The following is a 26,988-nucleotide window of genomic DNA, read 5'->3' as shown; positions in this document are numbered from 1 at the left end:
GAAGAGCGGGCTCCGGGGCGCGCGTGCTGACCGTCGCGCACCTGGTGCAGCCGACGAACGGCGGGGCGGCCCGGGTCGTCGCCGACCTCGTGCGCGCGCAGCGGCTCGCGGGGATGCGCCCCGTGGTGCTCTGCCCCACCGGCGGAACGCTCGCCCGGGAGGCCGGCGCGGCCGGTGCCCGGGTGGGGCTGTGGCTCGCGGAACGCGGCCCGACGGGGAACCTGCCCTGGGAGGTCTACTGCGCCGGCCGCGCGCTGCGGCGGGCCGCACCCGACGTGGTCCATCTGCACGGCACCAAGGCCGGGTTGGCCGGCCGGCTGGCGTTGCGCGGGCGGCTGCCCACCGTCTTCCAGCCCCATGCCTGGTCGTTCGAGTCGGCGGGCGGAGTCGGCGCGCCGCTGGCCCGTCGCTGGGAGCGCCGGGCCGCCGCCTGGACGCACGGGGTGCTCTGCGCCAGCGACCAGCAGCGCGTGGCCGGCGAACGGGCCGGCCTCACCGCGCCGATGTCGGTCGTGCGGACCGGCGTCGACCCGGAACGGCTTCCGGCAGGCGACCAGGTGGCCCGCCGCCAGTCGCGGGCGGCCCTGGCCGCCGTGCACGGGCTGCCGCAGCGGGCGCCGCTGGTGGTGTGCGTCGGGCGGCTCACGCCGGCGCGCGGCCGGGACGTGCTGCTGCGGGCCTGGCCCCGGGTGCGGGCCCGGGTGCCGGAGGCGCGGCTCGTGGTGGTGGGCGACGGGCCGGAACGGGCGGCGCTGCGCCGGGCGGCCGGGCCCGAGGTCCTCTTCACCGGTCACACCGAGGACGCGGCGCCGTGGTTCGTCGCCGCCGACCTGGTGGTCTCGCCGACCCGGGCCGGCGGCGCCGGGCTGGCGCCGCTGGAGGCGATGGCGGTGGGACGCCCGGCGGTGGTCACCGACGTGGGCGGCGCGGGCGAGCTGCTGCCGCCGGGGCAGGCGGCCCACTGCCTGGTGCCGCCGGGCGAACCGGCGGCGCTGGCCCGCGCGATCGAGGCGCTGCTGGTCGACGCGGAGCTGCGCGCGGCGTTGGGCCGTGCGGCCCGCCACCACATGCGCGCCGCCGGCTCGGCGGAACGGGCGGCCGGCGAGTGCCTCGCGGTCTACACGGCACTGGGGTGCCTGCCGGCGAAGCGCGCGCGACAGCGTCGCGGCGTCGGTTAGCCGGGCGGTCGTCCTCGGTGGGATGGCGGGGGTTGGCCGACTTTGGGCGCTTGCCGGCCCGGGTGGGCGGTCGTCCTCGCCCGCGGTGCGTGGGTGGCGGGGTGCGGACGACGACGGTCGGGGCCGACCGTGACGGTGGTCGTTCCGGCGAATCCCCGGAGGGGGTCCGTCGGGGCCGACCGTGACGGTGGTCGTTCCGGCGAACCCCCGGAGGGGGTCAGCGAGGGGTCTGCCAGGTCAGCGTCGTGCCGGAGCCGCCGATGCCGGCTCCCACCGTGGCCGTGCCGCCGAGGGACTCCGCCCTTCTGGCCAGGTTCCGCAGCCCGCTGCGCCGGCCGCCGGCGTTCATCCCGACGCCGTCGTCCGCGACGGTCAGCCGCACCGCGTCCTGGCCGTCGTCCCCGTGGGCGCGCGCGTTGACGGTCACCTCGACGCGGGACGCGTTCGCGTGGCGGGCCGCGTTGGACAGGCCCTCGCGGAGCGCGGCCAGCAGGTTGCGGGCGACGCCCTCCTCGATCACCGAGTCGACGGGTCCGACGAACGAGACGGCCGGCCGGAAGCCCAGCAGCTGGGCCGCCGCGCCCGTCTCGCGCAGCACCCGGGTGCGCAGCCCGGTGGGCGCGTCCTCCGGGTGCTGCTGGAGCGAGAAGATCGCGGTGCGGATCTCCTGCACGGTGGCGTCCAGCTCGGTGGTCGCCTGGTCGACCCGGTCCCGTACGTCCTGGGACGAGGTGACCCGGCGCGCGCCCTCCATGATCAGGCCGACGGCGAAGAGCCGTTGGATCACCAGGTCGTGCAGGTCGCGGGCGATCCGGTCGCGGTCCTCCAGTACCGCAAGCAGCTCCCTGTCGCGGCGTGCCCGCGTCAACAGCAGGGCGAGAGCGGCCTGTTGGGCGAACTGGGTGGCGTTGGCGCGTTCCGGCACCGAGTAGGGGGGCGCGTCCGGGGTCCTGGCCAGCGAGAGCACGCCCAGCGTGGTGTCGTCGCTGGTCAGCGGCAGCAGCATGTGGGGGCCGTCCGGGGAGCCCAGGCCCAGCAGCGGGGCGGCGTCGGGGGTGGGGCGGTCGCGGAAGACCGGGTCGCCGGTGAGGACCTGCCGCAACGCGGGGGAGTCGGCGGGGACCGTGGACCCCAGCAGTCCGCCGGGGTCGTCGGCGCAGACGGCGACGACGGTCAGGCCGTCCTCGCCGTTCGGTTCGAGCACCGCGCCGACCGCCGCCCTGGCCAGCCGTCTGGCCTGCTCGGCGACGACGGCCAGGGCGTTGTCCTCCGGCTCTGCGGAGAGCAGCGAGGTGGACAGCTCCAGGCTGCCGTCCAGCCAGCGGGCCTGCTGGCGGACCGCCTCGTGGAGCCTGGCGTTGCCGACCGCGAGGCCGGCGTGGGCGGCGAGCACCCGCACCAGCGCGCGGTCGGCCTCGGTGAACGCCCCGTCCGGCGGGTCGGTCAGCCACAGCGCGCCGGACTTCGCCCCGTGCACCAGCACGGGCGCCCAGAGCGTGGTGTCGGGCGAGGGACGGGCGCCCCGGCCGTCGAGCAGCGCGTGCAGCAGCGGCTCGGGGTCGTGCACGGGCGCCTCGCCGTGGGTGAGCAGCCGGTCGATGCGCTCCCCGTCGTCGCTGAGCACGGCGAGGGCGGCGTGGCCAGCGCCGGTCGCCTCCGCGGCGGCCCGGACTGCCCGGGCCGGCACGGCGTCTGGCTCGTTGTCACCGCCGAGGACGGCCAGGGCCCTCAGCGGCTCCGCCACCTGCCGCATGACAGCAGCGTAAGGAGTCCGTTTCATCCGCGAAAGTCGGGAGCGGTGCGGCGGGGTCCACGGCGCCGTCGCCGGGCGAAGGTCAACGGCCGCCCACCGGCTCGGGCGCGCGTGTCGCGGCGGCCTCCCGGTCGAGCAGCGCCCGGTAGGGGCCGTCGACGGCGGCCAGCTCCGCGGGGGCGCCGCGCTGCACCACCCGGCCGGCCTCCAGCACCAGCACCTCGTCCACCGCGTCGATGCCGGCCAGCCGGTGGGTGATCAGCACGGCGGCGCGGCCCTCGGCGGCGGCCAGCAGGTCGTCCGTGAGGGCGTCGGCCGTCTCCAGGTCCAGGTGTTCGGCCGGCTCGTCCAGCACCAGCACCGGGAAGTCCGCCAGCAACGCCCTGGCCAGTGCGAGCCGTTGCCGCTGCCCGCCGGAGATCCGGGCGCCGCCCTCGCCCACCCGGGTGTCGAGCCCGTCGGGCAGGGAGTCGACCCAGGCCAGCAGCCGGGCGCGGCCCAGCGCGGCGCGCAGCTCGGCCTCCGCCGCCGAGGGGCGGGCCAGCAGCAGGTTCTCCCGGAGCGTGCTGTCGAAGACATGGGCGTCCTGCGCGCACAGGCCGACCCAGCGCCGGACCGTCTCCCCGCGCAGGGCGGTGGCCTCCACGCCGGCCAGGGTGTAGACGCCGTGCTCCGGGTCGAGGAAGCGCAGCAGGCAGTGGGCCAGCGTCGTCTTGCCGGCGCCTGAGGCACCGACGACGGCGATCCGCCGGCCCGCCGTCAGCTCCAGATCGATACCGCGCAGCGCCGGCGCCGGCCGCCCCGGATGGCGCGCGGTCAGTCCGCGCAGCCGCAGCGGGAACGGGCCGTCCGGTGCCGGCGCCGGACGTTCGGGCTCGCGCACCGGCTCGGGGGCGGTCAGCACCTCCCGCACCCGTTCGGCGGCGCGGCGGGAACGCTGCCGCTGCTGCACCGCCGCCGGCAGTCCCGCCACCGCCTCGAAGGCGGCCAGCGGGACCAGCACCACCGTCGCCAGCCAGACGCCCGCCAACTCGCCCCCGGCCACGGCCGGCACGCCGGCCCAGCCGGCCGCGGCGACCGTGGCCCCGGTGATCACCGCGGTCAGTCCGCCGGCCAGCGCGGTGGCCCCGGCGGAGCGCCTGGCCAGACCGGTCAGCTCCCGGTCCGCGGCGGCCAACGCCGCGCGGCGCCGGGGCAGCGCCCCGGCCACCAGCAGCTCGTCGGTGCCGGTCATCAGGTCGACCACCCGTTCGGCCAGCGCCCCGCGCGCCGGCGCCAGCCGGGACTCCGCCCGCCGGGCCAGTGCGGCGGTCAGCGCCGGCACCGCGACGCCGGCCAGCAGCAGCCCGACGGCCAGCGCGATCCCCGCGGCGGGCAGCAGCCAGCCGGTGAAGAGCACGGAGGCGACCCCGACACCGCCGGCCACGGTCACCGGCAGCAGCCAGCGCAGGAAGTAGTCCTGGAGCGCGTCCACGTCGGCGACCACCCGGGAGAGCAGGTCTCCCCGGCCCGCCCGGCCCAGCCCGGCGGGTGCCAGCCGCTCCAGCCGCCGGTAGACCGTGACCCGCAGACCGGCCAGCAGCCGCAACACGGCGTCGTGGCCGAGCAGCCGCTCCGCGTAGCGGAAGGCGGCGCGCCCCAGGCCGAAGGCCCTGGTCGCGGTGACCGCGACCAACAGATAGAGCACCGGCGGCTGCTCCCAGGCCCGGGAGATCAGCCACCCGGAGGTGGCCATCAACCCGACGGCGCTGCCCATGGCCAGCGCCCCCAACGCCATGGCCAGTGCCAACCGCACCCGCCCGCCGCGCGCCAGCCCCCGCGCCCAGCGCAGCGCCGGGCCCTCGGCGGCCGAGGGCCCCGCCGCGGCCGGCGCGGCCGGGGCGTCGGCGTCGGCCGGCTCCGGGGCCTCGCCGGCCGGGGGCCGGGGCGCGGGCGGGGGCGCGGTCTCGGAAGGGCGATGTTTCACGTGAATCATTCGGTCGGCCAGGGCCGTCAACGCCGGCCGGTGCGAGACCAGCACCACTGTCCGCCCCGCCGCGTGGCGGCGGATCGCGGCCACCACCGCCGCCTCCGTCGGCCCGTCCAACGCGGCCGTCGGCTCGTCCAGCAGAAGGATCGGCCGGTCGGCGAGAAACGCCCTGGCGAGCGCGACCCGCTGGCGCTGCCCGGCGGAGAGCCCGGCGCCGCCCGGCCCCAGGGGCAGCGCCGGGTCCAGCTCCCCGGCCGCCGCCTCGGCGAGCGCCGCCGCGACCTCGGCGTCGCCCGCCTCCGGTCGGGCCAGCCGCACGTTCTCAGCGACGGTGCCGGCGAAGAGCAGCGGTCGCTGCGGCACCCACGCCACCTCGCGATGCCACGCGGCCAGCTCCAGCGTGGCCAGCTCGGCCCCGCCCACCAGCACCCTTCCCGACTCCGGCCGCACCAGGCCCAGCAGCGCGCGCAGCGCCGTCGACTTGCCGCTGCCCGAGGGCCCGGTCAGCGCGACGGTCTCCCCCGGCGCGACGCGCAGGCTGGTCGCCGGCAGCGCCTCGTCCGACCGCCCCGGGTACCGCACCGTCGCGCGGTCCAGCCGCAGTTCGGGGCGCGCCGGAACGGGTGCCCCGCCGTCGGCCGGCGGGGCGGTCTCCAGCACCTCGAAGACCTCGGCGGCCGCGGCCAACCCCTCCTGCGCCGCGTGGAACCTGGCCCCCACCTGCCGCAGCGGCAGATAGACCTCGGGGGCCAGCACCAGCACCACCAGTGCCGTCTCCAGCCCCAGCCCCCCGTTGACCAGCCGCATCCCGACGCTCACCGCGACCAGCGCCACCGAGAGGGTGGCCAGCAGCTCCAGCGCGAACGAGGAGAGAAACGCGATCCGCAGCGTGCGCAGCGTTCCCCGCCGGTAGGAGTCGGTGATGGCGCGGATGTTCTCCGCCTGCGCGCCGGCCCGGCCGAAGACCTTCAGCGTCGGCAGCCCCGCCACCACGTCCAGGAAGTGCCCCGAGAGCCGGGCCAGTTGGCGCCAGCGCCGGTCCGTCTGGGCCTGTGTCGCCCAGCCGATCAGCACCATGAAGAGCGGGACCAGCGGCAGCGTCACCAGCATGATCCCGGTGGCCACCCAGTCCTCGGTCGCCACCCAGCCCAGCACCGCGAACGGCACCACCGCCGCCAGCCCCAGCTGCGGCAGATAGCGCCCGAAGTACTCCTCCAGCGCGTCGATCCCCCGGGTGGCCAGCGTGGTCAGCTCCCCCGTCGGCCGCCCCGCCAGGCCGTGCGGCGCCAGCAGCGCCGCCCGGTCGAGCAGCAGCAGCCGCAGCCGCGAGGTGACCGAGGCGCCCGTGCGGTGCGCCAGCCAGTCCCTGAGATAGCCGACGAGCCCGCGCACCAGTGCCGTCGCCGCCAGCCACCCCAGCGTGCCGCCCAGGGCGTCCAGCCCCTGCCCGGCGGTCACCGCGCCCGCGATCAGCCGCGCGAGCAACAGCGCCTGGGCGACCAGCAGTGCGGCCTCCGCCACGCCCAGCAGCACCGAGGCGACCAGCAGGCGGCGGGCCGCGCCCGCGTGGCGCAGCAGCCGGGGGTCGACGGGCCTCACGCCGGGGTCCCGGTGTCGGCGGCGCCGTGGGCGGCGGGCGCGAGATGGTGGGTGCCGATCCGCTTGCGGAAGACCCAGTAGGTCCAGCCCTGGTAGAGCAGCACCACCGGAGTCGCGAACGCCGCGCACCACGTCATGATCCGCAGCGTGTAGGGCGACGACGCGGACTCGGCCGCCGTCAGCGACCAGGCCGGGTCCAGCGAGGACGGCATCAGCTGGGGATAGAGCGTCAGGAACCACAGCGCGACCACCGCGACCACCAGCACCCCCGAGCTGAGGAACGCCCAGCCCTCACGCCCCCGGGCGTTGGCCACCAGCGCGCCCAGCAGCGCCAGCACGGCGACCACCAGCGCCGGCGCCCCGCGCCCGTGCTCCGCCTCGGCCAGCGTCCAGCCGAGGAAGCCCACGGTCAGCGCACCGCCGCCCCACCCCAGCCGGCCGGCGAGCCGCCGCGCCCGCTCCCGGATCTCGCCCACCGTCTTCAGCGCGGCGAAGAGCGCGCCGTGCAGGGTGAAGAGCGCCAGGCTCACCGCGCCGCCGAGCAGCGCGTACGGCGAGAGGAGGTCGCCGAGGTCACCGGCGAACTCGCCCTCGGCGTCGATCGGCACGCCCCGCACCATGTTGGCGAAGAGGACGCCCCAGAGCACCGAGACCGTCAGCGAGGACCAGAGGATCGCGTGCTCCCAGCGCCGCTGCCAGCGTTCCTCGGGCCGCTTGGCGCGGTACTCGAACGCGACGCCGCGCACGATCAGGCAGACCAGGATCAGCAGCAGCGGCAGGTAGAAGCCGGAGAAGAGGGTGGCGTACCAGTCGGGGAACGCGGCGAACGTGGCGCCGGCCGCGGTCAGCAGCCAGACCTCGTTCCCGTCCCAGACCGGGCCGATGGTGTTGATCAGCACCCGTCGCTCCGCCCGGTCCCTGGCCAGGGTCCCGGTGAGCACGCCGATGCCGAAGTCGAACCCTTCGAGGAAGAAGTAGCCGACCCACAGCACGGCGATCACGACGAACCAGAGGGTGTGGAGTTCCATCCCGGACGCTCCTTCGCGCGTCGATGTGGCGTTGTCCGTGGGCGGTCAGTAGGAGAAGGCCATGGGGCGGTCCTCGGATCCGGCGTCCTGGCGGGGCCCCGGCAGCGAGGGCGGTCCGCCGATCCGGGTCGGCGGATGGCGGTCCGCCTCGGTCAGCTCGGGCGGCCCCGCCTTGGCGTAGCGGACGATCAGCCGCACCTCGATCACGGCGAGCAGCCCGTAGAGCGCGGTGAAGACGACCAGCGAGGTGATCACCTCGCTGGTCGAGACGCCGGGGGAGACCGCGTCGGCGGTCTCCAGCACCCCGTACACCACCCAGGGCTGGCGCCCGGTCTCGGTGAAGATCCAGCCCCAGCTGCTGGCGACCAGCGGGAAGAGCATGGTCAGCGTGGCGATCCGCCAGTACCAGCGGGTCAGCGCCGGCCCCAGCGGGAGGTGGCGGGTGAGCGCCAGCCTCGGCACCTCGTCCTCGCCGGTGCGCAGCGTCTCGGCCAGCAGGAACCTCCGCCGGGTCAGCCAGAGCCCCGCCGCGCCGACCGCGACCGAGGCCATGCCGAAGCCGATCATCCAGCGGAAGCTCCAGTAGGCCAGCGGGATGTTCGGCCGGTAGTCGCCGGGGCCGTACGCCTCCCGCAGCTCCTCGTTGGTGTCGTTGATGCCGGGCACCGGGTCGCTGAAGTTGTCGTGCGCCAGGAACGACAGCAGTCCCGGCACCTCGACGCTGACCACGTTGTGCCCCGCGTCCACGTCGCCCACGGCGAAGAGCGAGAACGGCGCGGGCGCCTCCGTCTCCCAGAGCGCCTCGGCGGCGGCCATCTTCATCGGCTGCTGCTCGTACATGATCTTGCCGAGCCGGTCACCGCTGAAGGCGGTGAGCGCGCCCGCCACCACCATCGTCACCAGCCCCAGCCGCAGCGAGGTCCGCATCACGGCGACGTGCCGGCGGCGCAGCAGGTGGTAGGCGGAGATCCCGACCAGGAAGGCGCCGCCCACCAGGAACGCGGCCGTGATGGTGTGCGCGAACTGGGCGACGGCGGTGTTCTGCGTCAGGACCCGCACGATGTCGGTCAGCTCCGCCCGACCGGTCTCCTCGTCGACGCGGTAGCCGACCGGGTGCTGCATCCAGGAGTTGGCGGCCAGGATGAAGTACGCGGAGAGCACGCTGCCGACGGCGACCGCCCAGATGGTGGCGAGGTGGAGCTTGGGCGGGAGCTTGTCCCAGCCGAAGATCCACAGGCCGATGAAGGTCGACTCGAAGAAGAACGCGATCAGCGCCTCGAAGGCCAGCGGTGCCCCGAAGACGTCGCCCACGAAGCGGGAGTAGTCGGACCAGTTCATGCCGAACTGGAACTCCTGCACGATGCCGGTGACCACGCCCATCGCGATGTTGATCAGGAAGAGCTTGCCCCAGAACTTGGTGGCCCTGAGGTACTTCTCCTTGCCGGTGCGCACCCAGGCGGTCTGGAGACCGGCGGTGAGGCTGGCCAGGGAGAGGGTCAGCGGGACGAAGAGGAAGTGGTAGACGGTCGTGATGCCGAACTGCCACCGGGCCAGGGTCTCCGGCGCGAGCGCGAGTTCCATGGTGCCGCTCCTGCGGTTGCTTGTGAACGTATTCACATTCACAAGCCATTATGCTCCGCGCTCCGCACTCACCCGTACGGGGGGTGTGCTTTCTGTGAAGCCGCAGGTCAGAAGGGGTCTTTTGGGGAGAGGGCGAGGGGCGGTCGCTCGGCGCGCCCCTCACCCGCCCGGCGGCTACCCGGCGGTGGTCAGGCCCGCTCGCCCAGGAACTGCTCCGCGACCGCGAGGACCAGGTCGTTGGCCTCCGGCTCGGCGACCGTGACGCGCACGCCCTCCCCGGCGAACGGCCGCACGGTCACGCCGCTTGCCTCGCAGCGGGCGGCGAAGTCGGCCGTCGCCTCGCCCAGCCGCAGCCAGACGAAGTTGGCCTGGGAGTCGGCCACCTTCCACCCCTGGGCACGCAGCGCCTCGGCCACCCGGGTGCGCTCGGCGACCAGCGACTCCACCCGTTCCAGCAGCGCGTCCCTCGCACGCAGCGAGGCGATCGCCGCGTCCTGCGCGATCTGGCTGACGCCGAACGGCACCGCCGTCTTGCGCAGCGCCGCCGCGACCGGCGGGTGCGCCACCGCGTAGCCGACCCGCAGCCCGGCCAGCCCGTACGCCTTGGAGAAGGTCCGCAGCACGCAGACATTGGGCCGGTCCCGGTAGATCTCGACGCCGTCCGGCACCTCGGGGTCGCGGATGAACTCGCGGTACGCCTCGTCCAGCACCACCAGCACGTCGGACGGCACCCGGTCGAGGAAGTCCAGCAGCGCGTCGCGGCGCAGCGCCGGGCCCGTCGGGTTGTTGGGGCTGCACAGGAAGATCAGCCGGGTGCGGTCACTGATCGCCTCGGCCATCGCCGGCAGGTCGTGCTCCTCGTCGGCGGTCAGCGGCACCCGCACCGAGCGCGCGCCGGAGATCTGGACCACGATCGGGTACGCCTCGAAGGACCGCCAGGCGTAGATCACCTCGTCCCCCGGGCCCGCCGTGGCCTGCACCAGCTGCTGGGCCACGCCGACGGAACCGGTGCCCACGGCCAGATGGTCGGCCGGCACCGCCAGGTGCTCGGCCAGCTCGGCGATCAGCGCCGAACTGGCCAGGTCCGGGTAGCGGTTGAGCGCGCCGGCGGCGGCGACCGCCGTCTCCAGCACCCCGGGCAGCGGCGGGTAGGGGTTCTCGTTCGACGACAGCTTGAAGGTGCGGCCGGTGGCGGCGCCGGCGCGGCCGGGGACGTAGGCCGGCAGGCCGTCGAGCGCGGCGCGCAGCCGGGGGCTTCCGCCGGTGGCCGGCTCGGGGCCCGCGGCCTGGGAGGAGGAAGAGTAAGCGGTCACCCGTTCACCCTAAGGGCGCGCCCCGCTTCCGCCACCCCCCTGTCGGCCCAGCGCACAGCGGCTTTCGCGCGCCCCCGTGCTGCCCGACGCGCTCCACTCGATCGAGTGAGCCGTCCCGCGTTGAAAGCGGGCCGTCCACTCCGCGGTGCCGGAGGGCTGGTCGTCGAACCCGCGCTGCCTGACCTGGCGGGTCTTCCGATCCCAGGCGCCGGCGCCGTGTTGACCATGCAGAAACGTCTGCTCGCCAGGGCTTTCGGGCTCGGAGCGGCGGTCGCTCCCGGGCCTACGATCAGGTCGCCATGACAGCAGCGAAGTATCCGGCGCCACGGGCCAAGGGCCGCCGTACCAGCGGCAGGGCGGGCATCCGTGAGGTGGCGGCAGCGGCCGGCGTCTCGATCACGACTGTCTCCGACGCGCTCAACGGCAAGGGACGGTTGCCCGACACCACCCGCCGCCACGTCCGCGCCATCGCCGACCGGCTGGGCTACCGGCCGTCGGCGGCGGCGCGCACCCTGCGCACCGGGAAGTCGGGGCTGATCGGGCTCACGGTCACCACCTACGGCGAAGAACCGTTCACCTTCACCGAGTTCGCCTACTTCGCCGAGATGGCTCGGGCCGCGACCTCCGCCGCGCTGGCCCGCGGGTACGCGCTGGTGATCCTGCCGGCCGCGTCCCAGCACCGGGACTTCGACGTCTGGTCCAACGTCGCGCTCGACGGCACGGTCGTGATCGACCCCTCCGACCACGACCCCGTCGTCACCGAGCTGGTGCGGCAGGGCATCCCCGTCGTCTCCGACGGCCAGCCGGGCGGCGACCTGCCGGTGACCGCCTGGGTGGACAACGACCACCAGGCCGCCGTCGCCGGGCTGCTCGACCACCTCGCCGCCGCCGGCGCCCGCCGGATCGGCCTGCTCACCGGGACCAGCACCGACACCTACACCCGCCTGTCCACCACCGCCTATCTCAACTGGTGCGAACGCGCCGGTCAGGAGCCCGTCTACGAGGCGTACCCCGCGCACGACCCCTGCGCCGGCGCCATCGCCGCCGACCGGCTGCTGGCCCGCCCCGACCGCCCCGACGCCGTCTACGGGCTCTTCGACCCCAACGGCACCGACCTGCTGGCCGCCGCGCGCCGCTACGGCCTGCGCGTTCCCGAGGACCTGCTGCTGGTGTGCTGTAGCGAGTCCACCGTCTACGCGGCGACCGAGCCGCCGGTCACCACCCTCTCCCTCCAGCCCGCCCGCATCGGCACGGCGGTGATCCAACTGCTCATCGACGCGATCGAGGGAACCGAGCCGCGTGGCCCGCAGTGCGGGATGATGCCAACCGAACTCCTCGTCCGCGCGTCCTCCCAACCGGGGGCGCGCCGCACCGAACGAGCGACTGTGGCAGCCCCCCGCAAGCCCCCTGCCGTCGAACGGTAGTTTCGGGTAAACAGTTAGCGGCCTGGCAACGGTCTCCCCCAGGTGTGTCACAACTGGCCACCGGGATTCCTATGATGGGCGAACGGCATGGGGACCCGGCCCGATCGTCCGGGTCCCGCAGGTGGAGGCGGCGCGCAGTGGTGGAGGGGTCGATGACTCAGGGGGCCGACCAGGGACCGGCGGCGGGACACGGCACGCCCGGGGGCGGCGCCGGGGCGGCTCCCGACCTGTATACGCCCACCCTGCCGGACATCCCCGTCCTGGACGGCGGCGTCGGACCGCTCTATGTCGTGGGCGACGTGCACGGCTATCTGGACGAGCTGAAGGCCGCCCTGCGCGAGGCCGGCCTGACGGACAGCGAGGACAGCTGGGCCGCGGGGAACGCGCGGCTGTGGTTCCTCGGCGACTTCACCGACCGGGGCCCGGACGGCGTCGGCGTGCTCGACCTGGTGATGCGGCTCTCCGCCGAGGCCGCCGCGTCCGGCGGATACTGCAAGGCCCTGCTGGGCAACCACGAGCTGCTGCTCCTCGGAGCCAGCAGGTTCGCCGACACCCCGGTCGACTCGGCCGCCGGCACCGCGTCCTTCCAGGCCGCCTGGATGCTCAACGGAGGCCAGCGCACCGACATGGAGCGGCTGCGCGACCACCACATCCAGTGGATGTCCCGGCTGGACTCGATGGCGGTGGAGGACGGCTATCTGCTGGTCCACTCCGACACCTCGTCCTATCTGGACTACGGCAGCGCCGTCGACGACGTCAACGACGCGATCTGGCAGGCGTTGCAGCGCAACGACGTCGGCGAGACCTGGGAGCTGTTCCGCAAGTTCACCAAGCGCTTCGCCTTCCGCGACGAGGACGGGCCGAGCGCGGTGCGCGAGCTGCTGGACACCTTCGGCGGCAAGCGCGTGGTCCACGGCCACAGCCCGATCCCCTATCTGACGGGGGAGACCGGCGGGGCCGACTCCGATCCGGACGGCGACGGCGAGGACGCGCCGCCCCGGATCGAGGGGCCGCACGTCTACGCGGAGTCGCTGGCGATCGCCATGGACGGCGGGGTCACCATGGGCGGCCGGCTGCTGGTGGCACGGCTGCCGCTGCCCGACTGAGCCGGACCCGCCGGCGGGCGCCCGGGGGCGCGCGAGCACCGACCGGGCTTCGCCCGGGAGGTGTGGACGGCGTGTGTGCGGGCAGGGGACGCTTCGACGCGGGCGAGCCGGGGCGCCGCCGACTCGCGCTTTCCTCCTGTCGCGAACGCCTGCCGCGCTCTACCATCTTGGTTTCTGGCTCAACGACCTTCGTTGCTCAACGACCCCGTTGGCGCGACCCCCGTGCGAACGAGCGTCGTTCAACAGCTCTCTGCCTGAGTGGATCTGGGGGCGTCCATGAACAGCCCAGTCGAACTGCCGGCGGGCGACCGGTCCGAAGTCGAGCAGGTGCTCGACGAAGCGCTGCGCGCCGCGCGGGCGTCGACCGGCGCCGACCCCGAACGCCTCGCGGCGCTGCGGGAGTCCGCCCTCGCCGCGCTGCCGGAGATCCTCACGGCCGCCGAGCCCCAGTACCGAAGATTCGCCGCGCTCCGCGACCGGCAACGCGCTGCTGACCAGGGTGAGCGCGGCGTTGTCGCGCTGCGTGGGGAAGGCGGCGGGACGGCGAAGCGGCGCGGCGGCGCCGGGGGGCTGCTGGTCACGTTCGCGCTGATCCCGGTCCTGGCCGGCTCCAGCGCGCTGGTGTTCCTGCTGCTCGGCTACGCGCTGCGGCTGGCCAGCCCGGAGCCGTCGGTCGCGGCGCCCATGCGTTCGGTCGGCTGGGCGTTCGCGCTGCTGGCCTCCGGGGGCGCGCTGGTCGCGGTGGGCGCCCTGTGGGTCGCGGCGCTGCGCAACGGCGCCACCTCGATCCGGGCCTCGGCGCCGGCGCCGGGCGCCGCGCTGACCGAGGAGGTGGCGACGGCGCGCGGGGCGTGGCGCCGGGCGCTGCTGGAGCAGGGCTTCGCGCCGCTGCTGCGGCGGGAGTTAGCGGACGCGCCGCCCGCTGAGGGGCGCACGCCGCGGTTGCGTTACAGCAGTCCGCACTTCAGCAGCCCGGAGTTCTCCAGCGGCGGCGAGGCGCGGGACGCGGAGGCGCGCGGGAGGCCGGGCGAGGGCCGGGCGCCCGGCTACCACCCGGACTACGCGCGGCCGGGCTACGCGGGGCCCGACTTCACCGGACCCTCCGAGGAGCCCTGACCCCGGCCGGCGCCCGCCGGGTCACTCCGGGAGCCGCAGCAGCCGTTCGATGACGCGGGCCACGCCGTCGTCCTCGTTGCTCCCCGCGCGGTGCTCGGTGGCCGCCAGCACGGCCGGGTGCGCGTTGGCCATCGCGTAGCCGGCGCCTGCCCAGCCCAGCATCTCCAGGTCGTTGGGCATGTCCCCGAACGCGACGACCCGCTCCGGCTCGATGCCGTCCCGCGCGCAGCGCAGCGCCAGCGTGGTGGCCTTGCTGACGCCGGGGGCGCTGATCTCCAGCAGCGCGGAGGGGCTGGAGCGCGTCGACTCGGCCCACCGGCCGGTCGTCCGGCGCGCCAACTCCAGGAACGCGTCGGGGTCGAGGGTCGGGTGGTGTGCCAACAGCTTCAGCACCGGCGCGCCCCGGTAGCTCTCGCCCTCGGCGAGCAGCTTCTCGACGGGGGCCACCTCGATCGCCGGGTCCATGGTCATCGGCGGGTAGCCGGGCTCCTGGTGCAGGCCGACGCTGCGCTCCACGGCGAACGTGGTGCGCGGCGCGGCGGAACGCAGCGCGTGGACCACGGAGAGGGCGTTCTCCCTGGGCAGCGGCCGCACCTCGACGAGCCGGCCGCCGTCCCGCAGGTCGACGACGGCGGCGCCGTTGCCGCAGATCGCCAGGCCGTGGCCGTCCAGATGGGCGCTGACCACGCCCATCCACCGGGCCGGGCGGCCGGTGACGAAGACGATCCGCACACCGGCTGCTTCGGCGGCGGCCAGGGCGTCGGCGGTGCGGGGCGAGACGGTCTTGTCGTCGCGGAGGAGGGTCCCGTCGAGGTCGGAAGCGATCAGTCGGGGGCGCCGGGGCGCGGTCTCTGGCACGATCACCCAGCATATGCCCGCCGGCGGCACCCGGTCCTGGCCGGCTTGGGGGCGTCCGCGCCCCTCGTGGGGGCGGCCGACCGGCGCATTGTTGAGAAGCGGCGTTGGAACGGCCGGCGAGGCCCTACGCTTGCTGCTCATGGCTGTTCCTCCCGAGCCTGCACTGCGGCTTTCCACCGTGATCCTGCCCGTCCACCGCTGGGACCAGGGCGGGCGTCAACGCTGGGAGCGTGCCGAGGAGTTGGGCTTCCACGCCGCCTACACCTACGACCATCTCTCCTGGCGCGGCTTCCGTGACCGCGCCTGGTTCGGCGCCCTGCCCACGCTGACGGCGGCGGCCGTGGTCACCGAGCGGATGCGGCTCGGCACCCTGGTCACCTCGCCCAACTTCCGCCACCCGGTGCCGTTGGCCAAGGACCTGCTCAGCCTCGACGACATCTCGGGCGGCCGGGTCACCCTCGGCATCGGCTCGGGCGGCACCGGTTTCGACGCCACCGCGCTGGGCGAAGAGGCGTGGTCGCCCAGGGAGCGCGCCGACCGGTTCGCCGAGTTCCTGCGGCTGCTCGACCGGGTGCTGTGCCAGGGCGGCGAGGAGGAGGGCGCGGTCACCGGCGTCTCCTACCGCGGCGACTTCTACTCGGCGCGCGAGGTGCGCAACGAGCCCGGCTGTGTGCAGCGCCCCCGGCTGCCGTTCCTGGTGGCCGCCGCCGGGCGGCGCGGGATGCGGCTGGCCGCGCGGCACGGGCAGGGCTGGGTGACGACGGGCGACCCCAAGACCCTGGGCGACGACGCCAGCCCGGCCGACTACCTGGCCGGCCTGGCCCGGCAGGTCGAGGTGCTGGACAGCGTCTGCGAGGACAGCGGCCGGCGCCCCGGCGACCTGCGGCGGGTGCTGCTGGACGCCGGCGACCGGCCGGCGGGGGTGGCGACGCTGGACTCGGTGGACGCGTTCGTCGACCACGTCGGGCGCGTGCGCGAGCTGGGCTTCGACGAACTCGTGGTCCACTGGCCGATCGAGGATTCGATCTTCGCCGCCGACCCTGAGACGTTCGAGAAGATCGCGCTGGAGGGAATGGCACAGGTCACAGCGGGTGCGGCCGGAGCCGCGGCATCCGTTTCCGGGCGACCGGCCGTGACAGGCCCCTAGGGGCCCCGGCACGGGACCAGCTACCGAAGGCTGACGCGCGCGACGATGGTCGCGACTACCGTCGTCCTCGTGAGCGTCATTCAAACCAACGGCTTGACCAAGCGGTACCCCCGGGTGACCGCGTTGGACGGCCTGACCATCGACATCCAGCCCGGTGTGACCGGCCTGGTCGGGTCCAACGGCGCGGGCAAGTCCACCCTGATCAAGATCCTGTTGGGGTTGGCTCCCGCGACCGAGGGCACGGCCGCCGTGCTCGGCCTCGACTCCGCCGCCGACGGCGCGGCCATCAGGGCGCAGGTGGGCTACATGCCCGAGCACGACTGCCTGCCGCCCGACGTGAGCGCCACCGAGTTCGTGGTGCACATGGCCGCCATGTCGGGGCTGCCCCGCACCGCCGCCCGCGAGCGGACGGCCGACACCCTGCGCCACGTCGGGCTCTACGAGGAGCGGTACCGTCCCATGGGCGGCTACTCGACGGGCATGAAGCAGCGGGTGAAGCTGGCCCAGGCACTGGTGCACGACCCGAAGCTGGTGCTGCTCGACGAGCCGACCAACGGCCTCGACCCGGTCGGCAGGGACGAGATGCTGGGCCTGATCCGGCGCGTCCACAGCGACTTCGGCATCTCCGTGCTGGTCACCTCGCACCTGTTGCGCGAGTTGGAGCGCACCAGCGACCACATCGTGGTCATCGACGGCGGCAAGCTGCTGCGTTCGCAGACCACGGCGAGCTTCGTCGAGGCCACCGCGGCCCTCGCCGTCGAGGTGACCGACAGCGACGCGCACCCGGACGGTGCCGCGGCGCTGCGTTCCGCGCTCGCCGCCTCCGGCATCGAGGCGGTGACGGCACCCGGGCGCCAGCTCCACCTGGAGATCACCGACGACGGCGTCTACGACAAGGTCAGGGACGCCGTGGTCGAGCTCGGTCTCGGCCTGGTCCGGATGGAGCGCGGCCGGCACGAGATAGCCGAGGTGTTCCGGCGCGGCCCCGACGCCGGTGCCGACCAGACGGCCGAGGTCACCAGCGCGGAGGTCAAGCGATGAGCACCGGCACCGATGCCCGGATCCACAACATCGGCTACCGCTCCTACACGGGCGAGCGGCTGGGGATCTCCTACGCCAGGCGCGCGCTCTTCACGCACTCGCTGCGCGGTTCGTTCGGCCTCGGCCGCTCGGCGCGTTCCAAGGTGCTGCCGATGGGCCTGTTCGGGATCATGGCGGCGCCCGCCCTGGTGATGGTGGCGATCGCCGCGTTCGTCGGCCTGGACGAGCTGCCGATCGAGTACACGAGCTACGCGCTGTTCATGCAGCCGATCGTCGGCCTCTACATCGCGCTGGCCGCCCCGCAGATGGTCTCCCTCGACCTGCGGTACAAGGTCACCCCGCTGTACTTCTCGCGTCCCATCGAGCGCGGCGACTACGTGGCGGCCAAGTACGCGGCGCTCAGCTCCGCGATCTTCCTCTTCGTGGCGCTGCCGCTGGTGATCGCGTACATCGGCGGGCTGCTCGCCGAGTTGGGCTTCGCCGACCAGACCAAGGGCTTCGCCCAGGGCCTGGTGATATCCGTGGTCTTCGCCCTGCTGCACGCGGCGATCGCGCTGTGGGTCGCGAGCCTCACCCCGCGCCGCGGGTTCGGCGTGGCGGCCGTCATCGGGGTGCTGACCATCCCGTACTTCGCGGTCACCGCCCTCCAGGCCGTCGCCTACGACGCCGGCAGCGAGGACGCGCTCGGCTGGATCGGGATCTTCTCGCCCGGCTCGGTGGTCGACGGCATCCAGTCCGCCTTCCTCGGCGGCACGTCGAGCTACCCGTTCGAGGAGCCGCCCACCGACGTCGCCGGGGTCGCCCTGCTGGCCACCGCGGTCCTCGTCACCGTCGCCTGCTACCTGCTGCTGGGACGCCGCTACCGAAAGGCCGGGCTGTGACCACTCTGCACATCGACAACACCTCCCGCTGGTTCGGGAACGTGGTCGCGGTCAACGACGTCAGCATGACGATCGGCCCCGGGGTCACCGGGCTGCTCGGCCCGAACGGCGCCGGCAAGTCCACGTTGATCAACATGATGAGCGGCTTCCTCGCCCCCTCCGCCGGCACGGTCACCCTCGACGAGCGGCCGATCTGGCGGAACGCGGAGAGCTACCGGCACATCGGCCTGGTCCCCGAGCGCGAGGGAATGTACGACTACCTCACCGGTGGCGAGTTCGTGCTGGCCAACGCCGAGCTCCACGGCCTGCCCGACCCGAAGGCCGCGGCGGCCGAGGCGCTGGCCACGGTCGAGATGACACACGCCGCCGACCGCCGCATCGACACCTACAGCAAGGGGATGCGGCAGCGGGTCAAGATGGCCTCCGCGCTGGTCCACCAGCCTTCTGTGCTGCTGCTCGACGAGCCGTTCAACGGGATGGACCCCAGGCAGCGGCTCCAACTGATGGACCTGCTCGCCAAGATGGGGGAGGAGGGCCGCACGGTCCTGTTCTCCTCGCACATCCTGGAGGAGGTCGAGCAGCTCGCCAGCCACATCGAGGTGATCGTCGCCGGCCGGCACGCGGCGTCGGGCGACTTCCGCAAGATCCGCCGGCTGATGACCGACCGGCCGCACCGCTATCTCATCCGCTCCAGCGACAACCGGGCGCTGGCCGCCGCGCTGATCGCCGACGCGTCGACGACCGGCATCGAGGTGGACCGGGCCGAGGACGCCCTGCGGGTGGAGGCCGTGGACTTCGCGCGCTTCACCGAGCGGCTGCCCTCGCTGGCCAGGGAACGGGACATCAGGCTGCTGACGGTCGCGCCGTCCGACGAGTCCCTGGAGAACGTCTTCTCCTACCTGGTGGGATCGTGACGACGATGCGTCAACTCCGTCCCCGCCACGCCGATTCGGCGCATCGCCGCTAAGGAGCCACACCGCGATGTACAACCACACCGTCGCCCGGCTCACGTACCGGGCCCTGCTCGGCCGTCGCCGGGTGCTGATACTGATCGCGCTGCCCGCGCTGCTGCTGTCGATCTCGCTGGCCGTCCGGCTCATCGGAGGCGCCGACGACAGCGCGGCCGTCGAGGTGCTGGGCGGGTTCGCCCTCGCCTCCATGGTCCCGCTGATCGGCGTGGTCGCCGGCACCGGCGCCATCGCCCCGGAGATCGACGACGGTTCGATCGTCTATCTGCTGGCGAAGCCGCTGCCCCGGCGCACGATCATCCTGACCAAGCTGGTCGTCGCGATCGCCGTCACGATCGCGTTCACCACCGCGCCGATCCTGGTGTCCGGGCTGATCCTCAACGGCAACAGCCAGGGCATCGCCTCCGCCTACACCGTGGCGGCGGCCGTCGCCGCCGTCGCCTACAGCGCGATCTTCCTGCTGCTGGGCACGATCTCGCGGAACGCGGTGGTCTTCGGGCTGGTCTACGCGCTGGTCTGGGAGGCGCTGCTGGGCAGCACGCTGGCCGGGGTGCGCACGCTCAGCGTGCAGCAGTGGTCGCTGTCCCTGGCCGAGGGCATCGCCGCCTCGGGTGCCGACGTCACGTCGGACGTGGCGCTGCCGCTGGCGCTGGTCCTGCTGGCCGCGGCCACGGCCCTGGGCACCTGGTACGCGATCCGCCGCCTGACGGCGATGACCGTGACCGGGGACTAGGCACCTTGCCGGTGGTTCTCGCGTTGCCTCGCCGACGCGGACCAGGGGGCGCGGGGAACTGCGCGAAGTATCAGTGGCGGGCCGCGGACGACCACCGGGCCGGACCAGCCACGTCCGGTGTCGTCTACCAGCCGCCAACGGTCACCCGCGCGGTTCCCCGCGCCCCTGGACCCTGCGGGGGCGCTACGCGCCGACCGTGAGGACCAGGTCGTGGTCGAGGGTGAAGCGGAGCCGCAGGGCGGCTCCCGCGTGGGAGCGCGGCGGGAAGACATCCGTCGCGCGGCGGTCCGCGACGTCGCCGCCGATGCGGGACGCGGGGGTCGCCGTACCGTCGGGGGCGTGCAGCACCAGCCGCCAGTCGCCGGGCGGCGCGGCCGCCGCCGTCTCGAACGGGATGGTCAGGGCCAACCGGTCGCCCTCGACGGAGCAACCGAGGTCCACCCTGGACCCGCCGTTCTCCCCCACCGCCCGCCACCCGGCGCCCCCGGGGCCGCGCTCGGGGCCGACCGGCGTCACCCGCACCACGAACGCGTCGTCCCCGAGGAGCACCTCGTCGACCTCCGCGTGGGCCGGGCGCAGCCACGCGCGGACCGTGAGGTTGCCGTCCTTCGTGCGGTAGGGGATCCACGCGCTCACCCCGCGCCCGTCCACCCGCGGCGGCGCGTGGACCAGGGCGGCCTGGCGCACCTGTTCCGCGGCCACGCGCCGCGCGCGCCCCGCCGCGCCCGGAGGGCCGGCGGCGACGAGGAAGTCCCATCGTCCCTCGGCGAGTTCGAGCGTCTCGCGGTCGAGCGTCAGCTCCACCCGCCGCGAGCCGCGCACCCTCGGCAGCGGGAGCGCCAGCTCCCGACCCGCCGGGTCGTGGCGCAGCCGCAGCAGCAGCGTGCCGACGCCCCTCGGCAGCGAGTGCCCGTCGAGGGACACCCGCAGCCCGCCGTCCGCCGTGCTCTCCGCGAGGCCGCGCGGCCGGCCGCCCGGCCGGCCCGCCGTCGGCCGCCACAGGCGGCGCAGCCTGCCGAGCCGCCCGACGGCCTCGCCGGGCCCGGCCTTCGAGGCGCCTGGCGCCCACGCGTGGAACAGCTCCTCGTACCGCGCGGCGATCACCCCCGGCGCGTACGCCGCCGCCGAGGCGCGCCCGCGCGCCGCCAGCCGGCGGCGCAGCGCCTCGTCGGCCAGCAGCGGCCGCAGCGCCGAGGCGAGCGCGGCGCTGCCGCCCGACAGCGGCGACAGCAGCCCGCTCTCGCCGTGGGTGATGATCTCGCCCGGCCCGTGCGGGCAGTCGGTCGCCACCACGGGCAGCCCGCACCGCATGGCCTCCACCAGGGTCAGCCCGAAGGACTCGGCGTCCGAGGAGACCGCCGCCACCGCGCCCTTGACCCACTCGGTCTCGATCGGTGAGGCGGCGCCCATCAGCCGCGCGCGGTTGTGCAGGCCGAGTTCGCCGATGCGCCGGCGCAGGGCGTCGCGCTCCGCGCCCCGGCCGTAGATCCGCAGCTGCCAGTCGGGGAACTCGGGCGCCAGCTCGGCGAACGCGTCGATCAGCCGGTCGTAGCGCTTCACCGGCGCCAGCCGGCCGGCCGCCACGATGATCCGCGAGTCGCCGGCGGCCGGCGGGACGGCGGGCGCGGGAGAGCAGTTGGGCACGTTGACGACCCGCACCGGGGAGCCGCGCAGCGCCTCGGCGTACCGTTCGGCGTCCGTCTTCGAGACACAGACCAGCGCGTCCAGCTCCCGGGCCGCCGCGAGCTGGACGGCCCGCGCGCGCCGGGAGCGGGCGTCGTGGGTGAGGTGCTCCTGGGCGATCCGCAGATAGCGCGGCTGGCCGAGGCGGGCGAGATAGACGTTGAGCACCGGGCGGGTGGAGATCACCACGTCGGCGTCGACCTTGGCGAGGAAGTCGCCCATGCGCCGGTCGCTGAGCCCGGAGGGCGCGACCCGGCCGTAGTTCATCGGCAGGTCGGCGAAGACGGTGCTCGGCTCGGCCGGTTCCGGGCCCTGGCCCGCGGCGTCGGCGGCGTCGGGGCGCAGGTCGATCAGCGGGATGATCCGCACGCCTGGCGCGAAGGCGAGGCTCGGCGTGGTCCTGGAGCGGTAGAGGCTCGCGATCCGCACGTCGTGGCGTTCGGCGAGCGCCGCCGAGAGGTTGGCGACGGAACGGATCGTGCCGCCCACCCCGTAGGCGTTGTTGAGGAGAAAGACGATCTTCACAGGGCCCCCCGGCGCTGGTCACCACACCGCTACTGGCGGTTCGACGGGGCGTGGGGTCCCGCGGTTCCCCGGCGTGCGCCCGAGGGCGCGCGCCGGCGCTCAACTCGCGGCGCCGAGCAGCCTCTCCAGCACCAGGGCGATGCCGTCCGCGTCGTTGCCCTCGGTGACCTCGTCGGCCGCCGCCTTCACCGTGGGGTGGGCGTCGGCCATCGCCACCGCGTGCCGCGCCCAGGCGAACATCGCCAGGTCGTTGGGCATGTCGCCGAAGGCGATGGTGTCGGCGGCCCGCACCCTCATCCGGCGGGCGGCGAGCGAGAGGCCGGTGGCCTTGCTCAGCCCGGCCGGCACGACCTCGACCAGGCCCTCGCCGGAGACGATCACGCCCACCGCGTCGCCGACCTCGGCCAGCGCCGCGGCGGCCAACGCGTCGTCGTCCAGCGTGGGATGGCGCAGATAGAGCTTGATCAGCGGCTCCTCGAAGAGCGCCGCCCGGTCCCGCGACCGCCACAGCCCCTCGGACCCGGACTCCTCGCCGAAGCCGCTGCCGGGGCCGATGTGGAAGCGCTCGTCCGCGACGACCTGCCCGTCGAGCCCGTCGCGGTTGGCGGCGACGCCCAGCGTGCCGAGGCTGGTCTCCAGCCGTCCCACCACGGCGCGCGCCAGCGCGCGGTCCAGGGTCACCGACGTCACCAGCCGGTCCTCGCCCGCGTGGTAGAGCTGCGCGCCCTGCCCGCAGACGGCCAGCCCCTCGTACCCCAGGTCGCGCAGGATGTGCCGGGTCCAGGCGACGCTGCGCCCGGTCGCGACGATGTGCAGCGCGCCGGCGGCGACCGCCGCGCGCAGCGCCCGGCGGGTGCGGGGCGAGATGGACTCGTCGGAGCGCAGCAGCGTCCCGTCGAGGTCGGTGGCGATCAGCCGGTAGGGGAACGGGCCGGCGGCGGGCGCCGCCTGGGCCGGCACGGCCCCCTCCGCCGGGGCGGAGGGGGCGGCGGCCGGCTCGGAACGCGGCTGGCTCATCGAGCGACCGGCTCCAGCCGCTCGCGACCGCCGAGGTAGGGGCGCAGCACCTGCGGCACATGCACGGAGCCGTCGGCCTGCTGGTGGTACTCCAGGAGCGCGACGATGGTCCTGGAGACCGCGCAGAGCGTGCCGTTCAACGTGGCCAGCGGCCGGGTGCGGCCCCCCTCGCGCATCCGCACCTGGAGCCGGCGCGCCTGGAACTCGGTGCAGTTGGAGGTCGAGGTCAGTTCGCGGTACCGGCCCTGGGCGGGGAACCACGCCTCGCAGTCGTACTTACGGCTGGCGGAGGCGCCGAGGTCGCCGCTGGCGACGTCGATCACCCGGAACGGCAGCTCCAGCGAGGTCAGCCACTGCTTCTCCCAGTCCAGCAGCCGCTCCAGCTCGTCCTCCGCCTCCTCGGGCGTGACGAAGGAGAACATCTCGACCTTGGTGAACTGGTGCACCCGGAAGATGCCCTTGGTGTCCTTGCCGTAGGAGCCGGCCTCGCGCCGGTAGCACGGGGAGAGGCCCGCGTAGCGCAGCGGCAGCTGGTCGGCCTCGATGATCTCGTCCATGTGGTAGGCGGCCAGCGGCACTTCCGAGGTGCCCACCAGGTAGGCGTCGTCCTGCTCCAGCCGGTAGACGTCCTGCGCCGCCTGGCCGAGGAAGCCGGTGCCCTCCATGGCGCGCGGGCGCACCAGGGCGGGGGTGACCATCGGCACGAAGCCGGCGGCGGTGGCCTGTGCGATCGCCGCGTTGACCAGGGCCAGCTCCAGCAGGGCGCCCTGGCCGCGCAGATAGGCGAAGCGGGAGCCGGAGACCTTCGCGGCGCGCTCGGTGTCGATGGCGCCCAGCGCCTGCCCGAGGTCCATGTGGTCGCGCGGGGTGATGCCCTCGGCGGCGAAGTCCCTGATCTCGCCGACGGTCTCGCGCACGGTGTAGTCGTCCTCGCCGCCGACCGGGACGGCGGGGTGGACGACGTTGGACAGCTGGAGGAGCAGCGCGTCGGCCTCGGCGGTGGCCTCGTCGCGCTCGGCGTCGGCGGTCTTCACGTCGGCCGAGAGGGTGCCGGCGCGGGCCAGCAGCTCGGCCTTCTCGTCGCCCTCGGCGCGGGGGATGAGCTTGCCCAGCCGCTTCTGCTCGGCGCGCAGCTCGTCGAAGCGCGATCCGGACGACCTCCGCCGCTCGTCGGCGGCCAGGAGCCTGTCCACCAGGTCGACGTCTTCACCACGGGCGCGCTGCGAGGCGCGCACCAGGTCCGGGTTCTCGCGGAGCTGTCGGAGGTCAATCACGTCCGACAGGCTACCGGGCCGTCTCGGGGCGATGAAACGAAAAAGCCCCGGGGGGCGATAAGCCCGATTTGCCGGAAGGGGTGACCGGGTTCGGTAAACGCCGCCGCGCCCGCCTCCGGTCCCGTTCGGGGGCGTGGTGAGGCCGTCCTTCCCCCGTCTGTCCACCGCCTCGGCCGAGTTATCCACAGGCTGGGGGGCCGGGCTGTGGATGAACGGCGTGGCGCCTTCCGGGCCCTTCGGTGTGCGGCGGATAATTCCCCACGCAAACCGCGCTCATTCGCACTTCCGGGGGAATCTGAGAGAATCCCTGGGAAACTCGCTCGCTCTCAGGAGTTATTCAGAGTGATTCGGGTGACGAAAAGCGGCTCATTGTGCGATGGGCTCCATGGTGCACAGTATCCGCATATGGGGCTAATGCCCGTTTCTCTCCGCCCGGTCCTCCGCCGACTTATACACAGCCACGGCGGGTGGCCTGTGGATAACCCGCCGAACAGTCCACAGGCCAGCGCGTCCCCGCACCCGATGGGGCACACCGCCGCGTCAGAGCGGCCCGGGGCGCCCGTCCAGGCAGCGGGTCAGCCAGTCGGCCGCCGTCAGGAAGTCCTCGTCCCGCGTCCCCTCGCCGACCACCGGCCGCACCTGGTCGGCCCTCGGATACGAGCCGAGATAGCGCACGTCCGAGCAGAGCCGCCGCAGCCCCATCAGCGCCTCCCCGACCCTGCGGTCCGACACGTGCCCCTCGCAGTCCACCGAGAAGCAGTACTGACCGATGCCCCGCCCCGTGGGGCGCGACTCGATCCGGGTCAGGTTGACCCCGCAGGTCGCGAACTCCTGGAGGACGTCAAGCAGCGCCCCCGGATGGTCGTCCCGCAGCCACAGCACCACCGAGGTCTTGTCCGCGCCCGTCGGCGCCGCCGGGCGCGCCGGCCTGCCCACCAGCACGAACCGCGTCGTCGCGTTGTCCGCGTCGTGGATGCCGGTGACCAGCGGCGTCAACCCGTACGTCGCCGCCGCGAACTCCCCGGCGAACGCCGCGTCGTACCGCCCCTCCTGCACCAGACGCGCGCCGTCCGCGTTGGACGCCGCCGACTCCCAGACCGCCTCCGGCAGATGCTTCCCGAGCCAGCCGCGCACCTGCGGCTGCGCCACCGGGTGCCCGGTCACCGTCTTCACGTCCTCCAGCGCCGTGCCGGGGCGCACCAGCAGCGCGAACGCGATCGGCAGCAGCACCTCCCGGTAGATCATCAACGGCCGTCCCGTGGCCAGCTCGTCCACCGTCGAGGTGACGCCGCCCTCCACCGAGTTCTCGATCGGCACCAGCGAGCCGGCCGCCTCCCCCACCCGCACCGCGTCCAACGCCGCCGGCACCGAGATCATCGGCACCAGCGCGCGGGTCGCCGCCTCGGGGAGCGTGCGCAGGGCGGCCTCGGTGAACGTCCCCTCGGGGCCGAGATAGGTGTAGCGGCTCGCAGAAGTCATGGCGTCACGGTAGTCCCGTCGGGACGCCGTCCGGGACGGCGCTTCAGCTTTCGACAAGACGCTGCCCCACGTACTCGCCTTCCGCCGCGCCGCCCGGTACGGCGAACAGCCCGCTCGCCTCGTGCCGCAGGAAGGCGCTCAGCGCGTCGCCCCGGTCCAGCTTCCGCTGCACCGTGACGAACGACCGCAGCGGGTCCGCCTGCCAGCAGACGAAGAGCAGCCCGGCGTCCTGGCTCCCGTCCTCGCGCTCCCCGTCGTGGTAGGAGAACGAGCGCCGCAGCATCGTGGCGCCCCCGTTGGACTCCGGCGCGGTCACCCGGACATGCGCGTTGGCCGCGATCACCGGGGCGCCGTCCGCCCCCGTGGCCTCCAGGTCCACGGGAGTCGTCTCGTCCCCGCCGGTCAGCGGGGCACCGTCGGAGCGCCGCCGGCCGAGCACCCGCTCGCGCTCCTCCTCCGTCACCCCCTCCCAGTCGTCCAGCAGCATCCGGATGCGCCGCACCACCGCGTAGGAGCCGCCCGCCATCCACGCCGGCTCGCCGTCCGACGGCACGAAGACATGCCGCTCGAACTCCGGGTCCTCGGGCGTCGGGTTGTTGGTGCCGTCGACCTGGCCCATCAGGTTCCGCCCGGTCATCGGCCGCGCGGTCGCCCCCGGGCTGCGGTGGAAGCCGTTCATCTGCCACCGCGTCCGCGCCGTGCCCTCGGCCGCCCGCCGCACCGCGCGCAGCGCGCCGAACGCCACCAGCGGGTCGTCGGCCCCGATCTGCACCCACAGATCCCCGTTCGAACGCCCCTCGTCCAGCGCGTCGTTGGAGAACGCGGGCAGCGGACGCAACGCCTCAGGGCGCAGCGCGGTCAGCCCCGTGGCGTCGAAGAAGCTGTGCCCGAAGCCGAAGGTCAGCGTCAACGACGCCGGCCCCGCGTCGTCGGCGATGCCCGTCCCCGTCTCGTCCGGCCGGCCGGCCATCAGCTCCGCCGCCAGCGTCGACCAGCGACGCAGCAGCGCCGCCGCCCCGCGCCGCCCCGCGTCCTCGGCCAGGTCGAGGGCGAGCAGGTGGGAACGCGACTGGATCGGCGTGGTGATGCCCGGCTGGTGCGTGCCGTGGAACGGCACCGCCGCGCTGCCCAGGGTGCTCAGCGCGGGTTCGCCCTCGGAGGCGGCGGCGTGCCCCAGCGCGCCGCTGGTCGCCCCGGCGGCGAGGCCCGCGACGCCGGTGGCCGTCGCCGTGCCGAGCAGCCGGCGGCGGGAGTAGGTGCGTGCGGTCATGGCGCCGCCTCCGTTCTCGTTCTCTTCCACGGCCCCGTCCTCTTC

General features: G+C 74.4%; 20 protein-coding genes. 9 read left to right on the top strand and 11 right to left on the bottom strand.

Annotated features, from left to right (window positions below; all coding sequences use genetic code 11):
- Positions 1-23: 23 nt before the first annotated feature.
- The gene (locus CRP51_RS17535) at positions 24-1,178 is read left to right on the top strand and encodes a glycosyltransferase family 4 protein (RefSeq protein ID WP_097232181.1); all 1,155 of its coding nucleotides are present in this window, start codon (positions 24-26) and stop codon (positions 1,176-1,178) included.
- 217 nt (positions 1,179-1,395) lie between these two features.
- Here the strand turns inward: CRP51_RS17535 and CRP51_RS17530 are convergent, their stop codons facing one another.
- The 5 genes from CRP51_RS17530 to hisC form a co-directional block, all read right to left on the bottom strand.
- A complete protein-coding gene (locus CRP51_RS17530) occupies positions 1,396-2,931 on the bottom strand; it encodes a GAF domain-containing sensor histidine kinase (RefSeq protein ID WP_097232180.1) in 1,536 nt (511 codons plus the stop codon).
- 82 nt (positions 2,932-3,013) lie between these two features.
- On the bottom strand, positions 3,014-6,499 hold the full coding sequence (cydD, locus tag CRP51_RS17525) for a thiol reductant ABC exporter subunit CydD (protein WP_097232179.1): 3,486 nt from the start codon (positions 6,497-6,499) through the stop codon (positions 3,014-3,016).
- Positions 6,496-7,527 carry a cytochrome d ubiquinol oxidase subunit II gene (cydB, locus tag CRP51_RS17520; RefSeq protein WP_097232178.1) on the bottom strand — a complete coding sequence of 344 codons (1,032 nt, stop codon included), beginning with the start codon at positions 7,525-7,527 and terminating at the stop codon, positions 6,496-6,498. The genes cydD and cydB overlap by 4 nt, the downstream gene beginning before the upstream one ends.
- 45 nt (positions 7,528-7,572) lie before the next feature.
- On the bottom strand, positions 7,573-9,108 hold the full coding sequence (locus tag CRP51_RS17515) for a cytochrome ubiquinol oxidase subunit I (RefSeq protein WP_097232177.1): 1,536 nt from the start codon (positions 9,106-9,108) through the stop codon (positions 7,573-7,575).
- A 188-nt stretch (positions 9,109-9,296) separates the two neighbouring features.
- Positions 9,297-10,421, bottom strand: a complete 1,125-nt coding sequence (hisC, locus tag CRP51_RS17510; protein WP_097232176.1) for a histidinol-phosphate transaminase — start codon at positions 10,419-10,421, stop codon at positions 9,297-9,299.
- A gap of 299 nt (positions 10,422-10,720) precedes the next feature.
- On the opposite strand from hisC, the gene CRP51_RS17505 reads away from it, so the two are divergent.
- The 3 genes from CRP51_RS17505 (at position 10,721) to CRP51_RS17495 (ending at position 14,067) form a co-directional block, all read left to right on the top strand.
- The gene (locus CRP51_RS17505; protein WP_097232175.1) at positions 10,721-11,845 is read left to right on the top strand and encodes a LacI family DNA-binding transcriptional regulator; all 1,125 of its coding nucleotides are present in this window, start codon (positions 10,721-10,723) and stop codon (positions 11,843-11,845) included.
- A gap of 152 nt (positions 11,846-11,997) precedes the next feature.
- A complete protein-coding gene (locus CRP51_RS17500; protein WP_097232174.1) occupies positions 11,998-12,951 on the top strand; it encodes a metallophosphoesterase in 954 nt (317 codons plus the stop codon).
- Between the two features lie 276 nt (positions 12,952-13,227).
- Positions 13,228-14,067 (top strand): hypothetical protein, encoded by an 840-nt coding sequence (locus tag CRP51_RS17495; RefSeq protein WP_097232173.1) that lies wholly within the window; start codon positions 13,228-13,230, stop codon positions 14,065-14,067.
- Between the two features lie 21 nt (positions 14,068-14,088).
- On the opposite strand, the gene CRP51_RS17490 is transcribed toward CRP51_RS17495, so the two are convergent.
- Positions 14,089-15,066: an HAD family hydrolase gene (locus tag CRP51_RS17490; protein ID WP_097232172.1), complete on the bottom strand. Its 978-nt coding sequence runs from the start codon at positions 15,064-15,066 to the stop codon at positions 14,089-14,091.
- Between CRP51_RS17490 and CRP51_RS17485 the strand changes: the two genes are divergently transcribed.
- From CRP51_RS17485 to CRP51_RS17465, 5 genes are all read left to right on the top strand, one after another.
- Positions 15,065-16,072 (top strand): LLM class flavin-dependent oxidoreductase, encoded by a 1,008-nt coding sequence (locus CRP51_RS17485; protein ID WP_097232171.1) that lies wholly within the window; start codon positions 15,065-15,067, stop codon positions 16,070-16,072. The genes CRP51_RS17490 and CRP51_RS17485 overlap by 2 nt on opposite strands.
- Before the next feature lie 45 nt (positions 16,073-16,117).
- Positions 16,118-17,113: an ABC transporter ATP-binding protein gene (locus CRP51_RS17480; protein ID WP_097232170.1), complete on the top strand. Its 996-nt coding sequence runs from the start codon at positions 16,118-16,120 to the stop codon at positions 17,111-17,113.
- Entirely contained in the window at positions 17,110-17,994 is an 885-nt protein-coding gene (locus CRP51_RS17475; RefSeq protein WP_097232169.1) for an ABC-2 transporter permease, read from the top strand. Before CRP51_RS17480 ends, CRP51_RS17475 begins: the two co-directional genes overlap by 4 nt.
- Entirely contained in the window at positions 17,991-18,908 is a 918-nt protein-coding gene (locus CRP51_RS17470) for an ABC transporter ATP-binding protein (protein WP_097232168.1), read from the top strand. Before CRP51_RS17475 ends, CRP51_RS17470 begins: the two co-directional genes overlap by 4 nt.
- Positions 18,909-18,975: 67 nt before the next feature.
- Positions 18,976-19,695, top strand: a complete 720-nt coding sequence (locus CRP51_RS17465; protein WP_097232167.1) for an ABC transporter permease subunit — start codon at positions 18,976-18,978, stop codon at positions 19,693-19,695.
- Between the two features lie 183 nt (positions 19,696-19,878).
- Here CRP51_RS17465 and CRP51_RS17460 read toward each other — a convergent pair whose 3' ends face one another.
- From CRP51_RS17460 to efeB, 5 genes are all read right to left on the bottom strand, one after another.
- The gene (locus CRP51_RS17460; protein WP_097232166.1) at positions 19,879-21,903 is read right to left on the bottom strand and encodes a glycosyltransferase; all 2,025 of its coding nucleotides are present in this window, start codon (positions 21,901-21,903) and stop codon (positions 19,879-19,881) included.
- Positions 21,904-22,002: 99 nt separating this feature from the next.
- Complete coding sequence (locus CRP51_RS17455; protein WP_097232165.1) at positions 22,003-22,920, bottom strand: HAD family hydrolase; 918 nt, start codon at positions 22,918-22,920, stop codon at positions 22,003-22,005.
- The gene (gene serS / locus CRP51_RS17450) at positions 22,917-24,194 is read right to left on the bottom strand and encodes a serine--tRNA ligase (RefSeq protein WP_097232164.1); all 1,278 of its coding nucleotides are present in this window, start codon (positions 24,192-24,194) and stop codon (positions 22,917-22,919) included. The genes CRP51_RS17455 and serS overlap by 4 nt, the downstream gene beginning before the upstream one ends.
- Positions 24,195-24,734: 540 nt before the next feature.
- Positions 24,735-25,673, bottom strand: coding sequence for a prephenate dehydratase (gene pheA, locus CRP51_RS17445; RefSeq protein WP_097232163.1), 939 nt, complete (start codon positions 25,671-25,673; stop codon positions 24,735-24,737).
- Between the two features lie 43 nt (positions 25,674-25,716).
- Positions 25,717-26,943, bottom strand: coding sequence for an iron uptake transporter deferrochelatase/peroxidase subunit (efeB, locus tag CRP51_RS17440; protein WP_097232294.1), 1,227 nt, complete (start codon positions 26,941-26,943; stop codon positions 25,717-25,719).
- Between the last annotated feature and the right edge of the window lie 45 nt (positions 26,944-26,988).

The sequence above is a fragment of the Streptomyces zhaozhouensis genome (assembly GCF_900230195.1).
In the GTDB taxonomy this organism is placed as follows: Bacteria; Actinomycetota; Actinomycetes; order Streptomycetales; family Streptomycetaceae; genus Streptomyces; species Streptomyces zhaozhouensis.
The sequence above is the reverse complement of the archived record's forward strand: the minus strand, read 5'-3'. Positions and strand labels throughout refer to the sequence as shown.

Excerpts from the sequence above, each read along its gene's own strand:
- CRP51_RS17530 (WP_097232180.1), bottom strand. The coding sequence starts at position 2,931 with ATGCGGCAGGTGGCGGAGCCGCTGAGGGCCCTGGCCGTCCTCGGCGGT.
- cydB (WP_097232178.1), bottom strand. The coding sequence starts at position 7,527 with ATGGAACTCCACACCCTCTGGTTCGTCGTGATCGCCGTGCTGTGGGTC.
- CRP51_RS17515 (WP_097232177.1), bottom strand. The coding sequence starts at position 9,108 with ATGGAACTCGCGCTCGCGCCGGAGACCCTGGCCCGGTGGCAGTTCGGC.
- CRP51_RS17505 (WP_097232175.1), top strand. The coding sequence starts at position 10,721 with ATGACAGCAGCGAAGTATCCGGCGCCACGGGCCAAGGGCCGCCGTACC.
- CRP51_RS17500 (WP_097232174.1), top strand. The coding sequence starts at position 11,998 with ATGACTCAGGGGGCCGACCAGGGACCGGCGGCGGGACACGGCACGCCC.
- CRP51_RS17495 (WP_097232173.1), top strand. The coding sequence starts at position 13,228 with ATGAACAGCCCAGTCGAACTGCCGGCGGGCGACCGGTCCGAAGTCGAG.
- CRP51_RS17485 (WP_097232171.1), top strand. The coding sequence starts at position 15,065 with ATGGCTGTTCCTCCCGAGCCTGCACTGCGGCTTTCCACCGTGATCCTG.
- CRP51_RS17490 (WP_097232172.1), bottom strand. The coding sequence starts at position 15,066 with ATGAGCAGCAAGCGTAGGGCCTCGCCGGCCGTTCCAACGCCGCTTCTC.
- CRP51_RS17480 (WP_097232170.1), top strand. The coding sequence starts at position 16,118 with ATGGTCGCGACTACCGTCGTCCTCGTGAGCGTCATTCAAACCAACGGC.
- CRP51_RS17475 (WP_097232169.1), top strand. The coding sequence starts at position 17,110 with ATGAGCACCGGCACCGATGCCCGGATCCACAACATCGGCTACCGCTCC.
- CRP51_RS17465 (WP_097232167.1), top strand. The coding sequence starts at position 18,976 with ATGTACAACCACACCGTCGCCCGGCTCACGTACCGGGCCCTGCTCGGC.
- CRP51_RS17455 (WP_097232165.1), bottom strand. The coding sequence starts at position 22,920 with ATGAGCCAGCCGCGTTCCGAGCCGGCCGCCGCCCCCTCCGCCCCGGCG.
- pheA (WP_097232163.1), bottom strand. The coding sequence starts at position 25,673 with ATGACTTCTGCGAGCCGCTACACCTATCTCGGCCCCGAGGGGACGTTC.
- efeB (WP_097232294.1), bottom strand. The coding sequence starts at position 26,943 with ATGACCGCACGCACCTACTCCCGCCGCCGGCTGCTCGGCACGGCGACG.